Below are 4,674 nucleotides of genomic sequence, written 5' to 3' on the forward strand. Positions count from 1 at the left end.
CTCAGCCGAGTACGAGGTCAGTCCAGCACAACGGGCACCTCGGCCCAGCCACCGAGGGGAGCATCGTTGCGGTCGCCAGTCCCGTCGGGGGTGATGTTCGTCGTCCCCCGAAGCAGCGCGGTGAGCACCACCCGCAGCTCCATGGTCGCCAGCTCACGGCCGGGGCACACATGGGGACCGATGCCATAGACCAGGTTCTGGGCCGCATGGCCCTGCGGGTCATGGTGGTCCGGATCCGGGAAGACGCGTCGATCACGGTTGGCGCCGGTCCAGGCCAGCACGACGCGCTCCCCGGCAGGCAGCTGCTGGCCGCCCAGCTCCACCTCACGCGTGGTGACGCGGCGGTTGGACAGGAAGGGGTCATCGATGCGCAGCAGCTCGTCGATGGCCCGGTCGAAATCGTCGCGCCGGCCGGGAAGGTCCGCTGCAATCTCGCGCAGTTCCTGCTGCAGCTCGGGTGCGACGGCCAGCGAATGCACCAGTACCCCCAGGCAGACGGCCAGCGAGCCCAGGTCGCCGGCAGTCCAGTTGCGCAGGATCGACACCACCTCGGCATCATTGAGGGGCTGCTGACCGCCATCGGCAGTCTCCACCGTGGCGCGGGCCAATTGCCCGGTGACGTCGTCGGGGCTCTCGCCACGACGACGCGCCGCCACCTGCTCGCCCACGATGGCGTCGAAGCGTTCGGCCACCTCCGCCAGGGCGGCATCATCGCGTGCGGCGGTGGCGCGCTGGTTGTCGGCCATCCAGTCCACCAGGACTGGCTCGATCCGGGCTGGCCAGCCCAACCAGTGGCACTGTGCCTTCACCGCGAAGGGCGCCCCGAGGTCGCTCACGACGTCTAGGCGCTGGCCGCGGGGAAGGTCCTCGACCACCTGGTCGGCGATGCGCTGGCAGCCCTCCTGCAAGGCGTCCACCTGCTGGCTGGTCATGAAGGAATCGACCACCCGTCGGTAGCGGGCGTGCTCGTCGCCGTCGAGGCCATTGGGAACTTGCAGGAAACGCGAGACGGCACTGGAGAAGGTCTGGGGATCGGTGGCCGCGGCCACCACCTCGGCATGGCCGCTCACCAGCCAACTGCCATCGGCCTGCCGTTGTACGGGGCATCCGGCGTGCAGGAGGCGGTCATACTCGGTTCGGGGGTCGGTCTGGGCATCCATGTCTCCACGGTAGCCAGACGGTCCGTCCTGGTCCCGATGGGGGAGGTCCCTTGTTCCTCGCGGCGCGGCAGTCGCCTCCGCGTCACATGCCGAAGTGGTCGGCCACCAGCTCGAGGGTGCGACGCAGTACCTGGCGTGAATGCCCCGTCACCACCAGCATGACCTCGTCGGCCTGAACCTGCTCGTTCAATCGCTCGATGCCCTCACCCACCTGCGCGCCGGTGCCGTGCAGTGTGTTGGCGGTGTAGGAGGCGATCACTTCCTGCTCCTGCGGGCTCGCACGGTAGGCATCCACCTGGTCGGGAGTGAGCAGGCTGAAGGGTTTGCGTTGGAACATGCGCAGCATCGCCATCGCCCCCGAGCGGGCCTGACGTCGAGCCTCTTGGGGATCGTCGTGGGCGACGGTGCTGACGCTGAGCAGGGTGTGGGGCTCGGCCAGGTGTCGCGAGGGCTGGAAGTTGTCACGGTAGATCTTGATGGCGCCGAGCACATCGGCCCCACCGAACTGCAGGGCGAAGGCATAGGTACGTCCGAGTTGGGCGGCCAGCTGCGCCGAGTGGGGCGACGATCCGGGGATCCACAGCTCGGGTCCAGCAGCGGGGGCAACGCCGTTCTCGGCGGCCTGCCAGGGGCCGGGCACGGCGTGCACCGCGGCGTAGGGGTGTCCGGCGGGGAAGTCGTCACCCAGGAAGCCGACGAGTTCCTCGACCTGCTGGGGAAAGTGGTCATTGGCCTCGTGGTGGCGGCGCAGCGCCATGGCGGTGGCATGGTCGGTGCCCGGCGCACGCCCCAGACCCAAGTCGATGCGGCCCGGGGCAAGCGCGTCGAGCATGCCGAACTGCTCGGCCACCAGAAGCGGGGCGTGGTTGGGCAGCATCACGCCGCCGGCGCCCAGTCGGATGGTGCTGGTCTCACCGGTGAGGCGGGCGAGCATCATCTGGGGCGAGGAGGTGGCGGCTCCGGGCATCCCGTGGTGCTCGCTCATCCAGAAGCGCTGGTAGCCGCGTTCCTCGGCAGTGCGAGCCAGGGCGACCACCTCGGCCAGGCTCTCCTGCGCGGTGATGCCGTGGCCGGTGAAGGCATTGTCAAGGACGGAGAGGGTGAAGTCGGCGCTCATGCGAGCTCCAATGTGGTGCTTTCTCCGGGTGCCAGCAGGTGCAGGCGATCGGCGACTCCGGCGGCCTCGAAGGCGGCCTGCAGCTGGTCAGCGTGCTCACGGGAGTGCGCCCAGCCGTCGATGTGGGCGGGCACCACCTGCGCCTGGGGGAAGAGGCCAGCGACACGGGCAGTGTCCTCACTGGTCATGGTGAGGGGCTGGTTGTCGAGCATCTGCTCTCCGTGACGGACTCCACCGGCGAACAGGATCGCGAGGCTGGTCTCGGGGAATCGTTCGGCCACCTGCCCGGCCAGCGCCGGGGAGGCATTGTCGCCGCTCACGTACACGTTGGGCAGGCCATCTGCGTGCAGGACGAAGCCGGTGACGGTGCCACTCACGGGCTCGCACCCTTCGGGGCCGTGCAGGGCGGGGACAGCGGTGATGTGAACGGCACTGCCGTCGGGGGCGGTGAGGGTGGTCTCCTGCCAGGCTTCGAGTCCTTGGATCCAGTCTTCACGCTGGCCTGCCTCGGCGGTGCTGACAACGTGCTCGACACCTTGGGCGAGTTCGCGTCCGGAGTTGTCGAGGTTGTCCTCGTGCTCGTCGTGGGAGAGCAGGACGAGGTCGATGTCGGGCAGGTCTTCCAGTGCGACGCCGGGGCCGTCGGTCTTGGTCATCACCAGGGGGGTTCCGGCGACGGGGAACTCACCCGGGGCATCGAAGGTGGGATCGGTCAGGACGGTCAGTCCTGCATAGGTGAACAGGACGGTGGGGCCGCCCACGAGCGTGATGTCTGTCGAGGGGATGGCGTGCGCCTTTCGATAGGGGTCTTTCCTCCAGCATGGCATATACCCCCGGGGTATTCAAGATACCCATGGGGTATCTTCGTAGAGGTCGTTGAACGCACGTCGGGAGTTGTCATGGAGATGGATCCGCAGGAAATGAGGCCGGTGGTCAACCGACTCAAGCGCGCGCGGGGTCAGCTCGACCTCGTGATCCGACAGATCGAGGAGGGGCAGGAGTGTTCGACCGCTGTGCACAGCCTGGCCACCGTCTCGGGTGCTCTGGATCGCGCCGGATTTGCCATCATCTTCACCACCATGAAGCGCATCCAACGGGACCCGGATCACGAGGTGTCCGACGAGGAGTACGAGGAGCTGCAGAAGCTCTTTCTCTCCCTGTCCTAGCCTCGGACATCCATCTGCGACCAACACCTAGGATGGGATGGTGACCCAGATGCCAGACGCCAGCGCGCTCCCAGAGGTCCCACCCCAGGTGGACCAGGAGCGGATCGCCGCAGCCGTCCGAGAGATCCTGTTCGCCATCGGCGAGGACCCGGACCGTGAAGGTCTGCAGGAGACGCCGGCCCGGGTGGCCCGCAGCTACACGGAACTGTTCGCGGGGGTGGGCAAGGACCCGGCCGAGCTGCTGGGGACCACCTTCGACGTCAGTCACGACGAGATGGTGCTGGTGCGTGACATCGAGCTGTGGAGCATGTGCGAACACCACCTGGTGCCCTTCACCGGCGTGGCCCACGTCGGCTACATCCCCGCCAAGGACGGCCGGGTCACCGGGCTGAGCAAGCTCGCGCGGCTGGTGGACCTGTACGCCAAGCGCCCCCAGGTGCAGGAGCGCCTGACCACCCAGGTGGCCGACGCGATCGTCGAGCACCTGCACGCCCGCGGCGTGATCGTCGTCATCGAGTGCGAACACCTGTGCATGACCATGCGCGGCGTCCGCAAGCCCGGCGCCAAGACCGTCACCAGCGCCGTGCGGGGCTATCTGCGCGAACCGGCCACCCGCGCCGAGGCGATGGCCCTGATCATGGGAGGTCACCGATGAAACCCGTCGTCCCCGCAGTGCCCGGCCGCACCATGGTGATGGGCATCGTCAACGTCACCCCGGACTCCTTCAGCGACGGCGGCAGGTGGGCCACCACGGAGACCGCCATCGCCCACGGCCGCGAGCTGCTGGCCCAGGGGGCCGACATCCTCGACGTCGGCGGTGAGTCGACCCGTCCCGGGGCGGTGCGTCCCAGCGTCGAGGAGGAACTGGCGCGCGTCGTGCCCGTCGTCGAGGCCCTCGCGGCCGAGGGTGCCGCCATCAGCGTCGACACCATGCGCGCCGACGTGGCCCTGGCCACCGCCCGCGCCGGAGCGAAGATCATCAACGACGTCTCCGGGGGGATGGCCGACGAGCGGATGATCCCCACCGTGGCGGGGCTGGACTTGGACTTCGTGTGCATGCACTGGCGCGGCTTCCTGGGCACCGGCGACACCAATGCCAGCTATGACGACGTCGCCACTGAGGTGCTGACCGAGCTGGTCGAGCGCCTCGACGCCTGCCGGGCCGGGGGCATCGCCGCCGAGCGGCTGGTCACCGATGTCGGGCTGGGCTTCTCCAAGACCCACGAGCAGA

Annotated in this window: 6 protein-coding genes; 3 read left to right on the plus strand and 3 right to left on the minus strand. The window is 68.5% G+C overall.

The annotated features are described in order from the left end of the window. Positions 1-17: 17 nt before the first annotated feature. The 3 genes from ACHFFZ_RS09100 to ACHFFZ_RS09110 form a co-directional block, all read right to left on the minus strand. Positions 18-1,160, minus strand: a complete 1,143-nt coding sequence (locus ACHFFZ_RS09100) for a cytochrome P450 (RefSeq protein WP_394276321.1) — start codon at positions 1,158-1,160, stop codon at positions 18-20. Between the two features lie 82 nt (positions 1,161-1,242). Beyond that, positions 1,243-2,277 carry an LLM class flavin-dependent oxidoreductase gene (locus tag ACHFFZ_RS09105; RefSeq protein ID WP_394276322.1) on the minus strand — a complete coding sequence of 345 codons (1,035 nt, stop codon included), beginning with the start codon at positions 2,275-2,277 and terminating at the stop codon, positions 1,243-1,245. After that, positions 2,274-3,038 (minus strand): MBL fold metallo-hydrolase, encoded by a 765-nt coding sequence (locus ACHFFZ_RS09110; RefSeq protein ID WP_394276323.1) that lies wholly within the window; start codon positions 3,036-3,038, stop codon positions 2,274-2,276. The genes ACHFFZ_RS09105 and ACHFFZ_RS09110 overlap by 4 nt, the downstream gene beginning before the upstream one ends. A 138-nt stretch (positions 3,039-3,176) precedes the next feature. Here ACHFFZ_RS09110 and ACHFFZ_RS09115 point away from each other — a divergent pair, with 138 nt between their 5' ends. From ACHFFZ_RS09115 to folP, 3 genes are all read left to right on the plus strand, one after another. Beyond that, on the plus strand, positions 3,177-3,443 hold the full coding sequence (locus ACHFFZ_RS09115; protein WP_301408284.1) for a metal-sensitive transcriptional regulator: 267 nt from the start codon (positions 3,177-3,179) through the stop codon (positions 3,441-3,443). 49 nt (positions 3,444-3,492) lie between these two features. Continuing rightward, a complete protein-coding gene (gene folE / locus ACHFFZ_RS09120) occupies positions 3,493-4,098 on the plus strand; it encodes a GTP cyclohydrolase I FolE (protein ID WP_394276325.1) in 606 nt (201 codons plus the stop codon). Beyond that, positions 4,095-4,674 (plus strand): dihydropteroate synthase (gene folP, locus ACHFFZ_RS09125; protein ID WP_394276324.1); only part of this gene is annotated, 580 nt, incomplete at its 3' end. The genes folE and folP, both read left to right, overlap by 4 nt.

The sequence above is a fragment of the Luteococcus sp. genome, from assembly GCF_043424415.1.
Lineage (GTDB): Bacteria > Actinomycetota > Actinomycetes > Propionibacteriales > Propionibacteriaceae > Luteococcus.

Bases quoted from the DNA above. Each gene is read 5' to 3' on its own strand.
- ACHFFZ_RS09115 (WP_301408284.1), top strand. From the start codon at position 3,177: ATGGAGATGGATCCGCAGGAAATGAGGCCGGTGGTCAACCGACTCAAG.
- ACHFFZ_RS09100 (WP_394276321.1), bottom strand. From the start codon at position 1,160: ATGGATGCCCAGACCGACCCCCGAACCGAGTATGACCGCCTCCTGCAC.
- folE (WP_394276325.1), top strand. From the start codon at position 3,493: ATGCCAGACGCCAGCGCGCTCCCAGAGGTCCCACCCCAGGTGGACCAG.
- ACHFFZ_RS09105 (WP_394276322.1), bottom strand. From the start codon at position 2,277: ATGAGCGCCGACTTCACCCTCTCCGTCCTTGACAATGCCTTCACCGGC.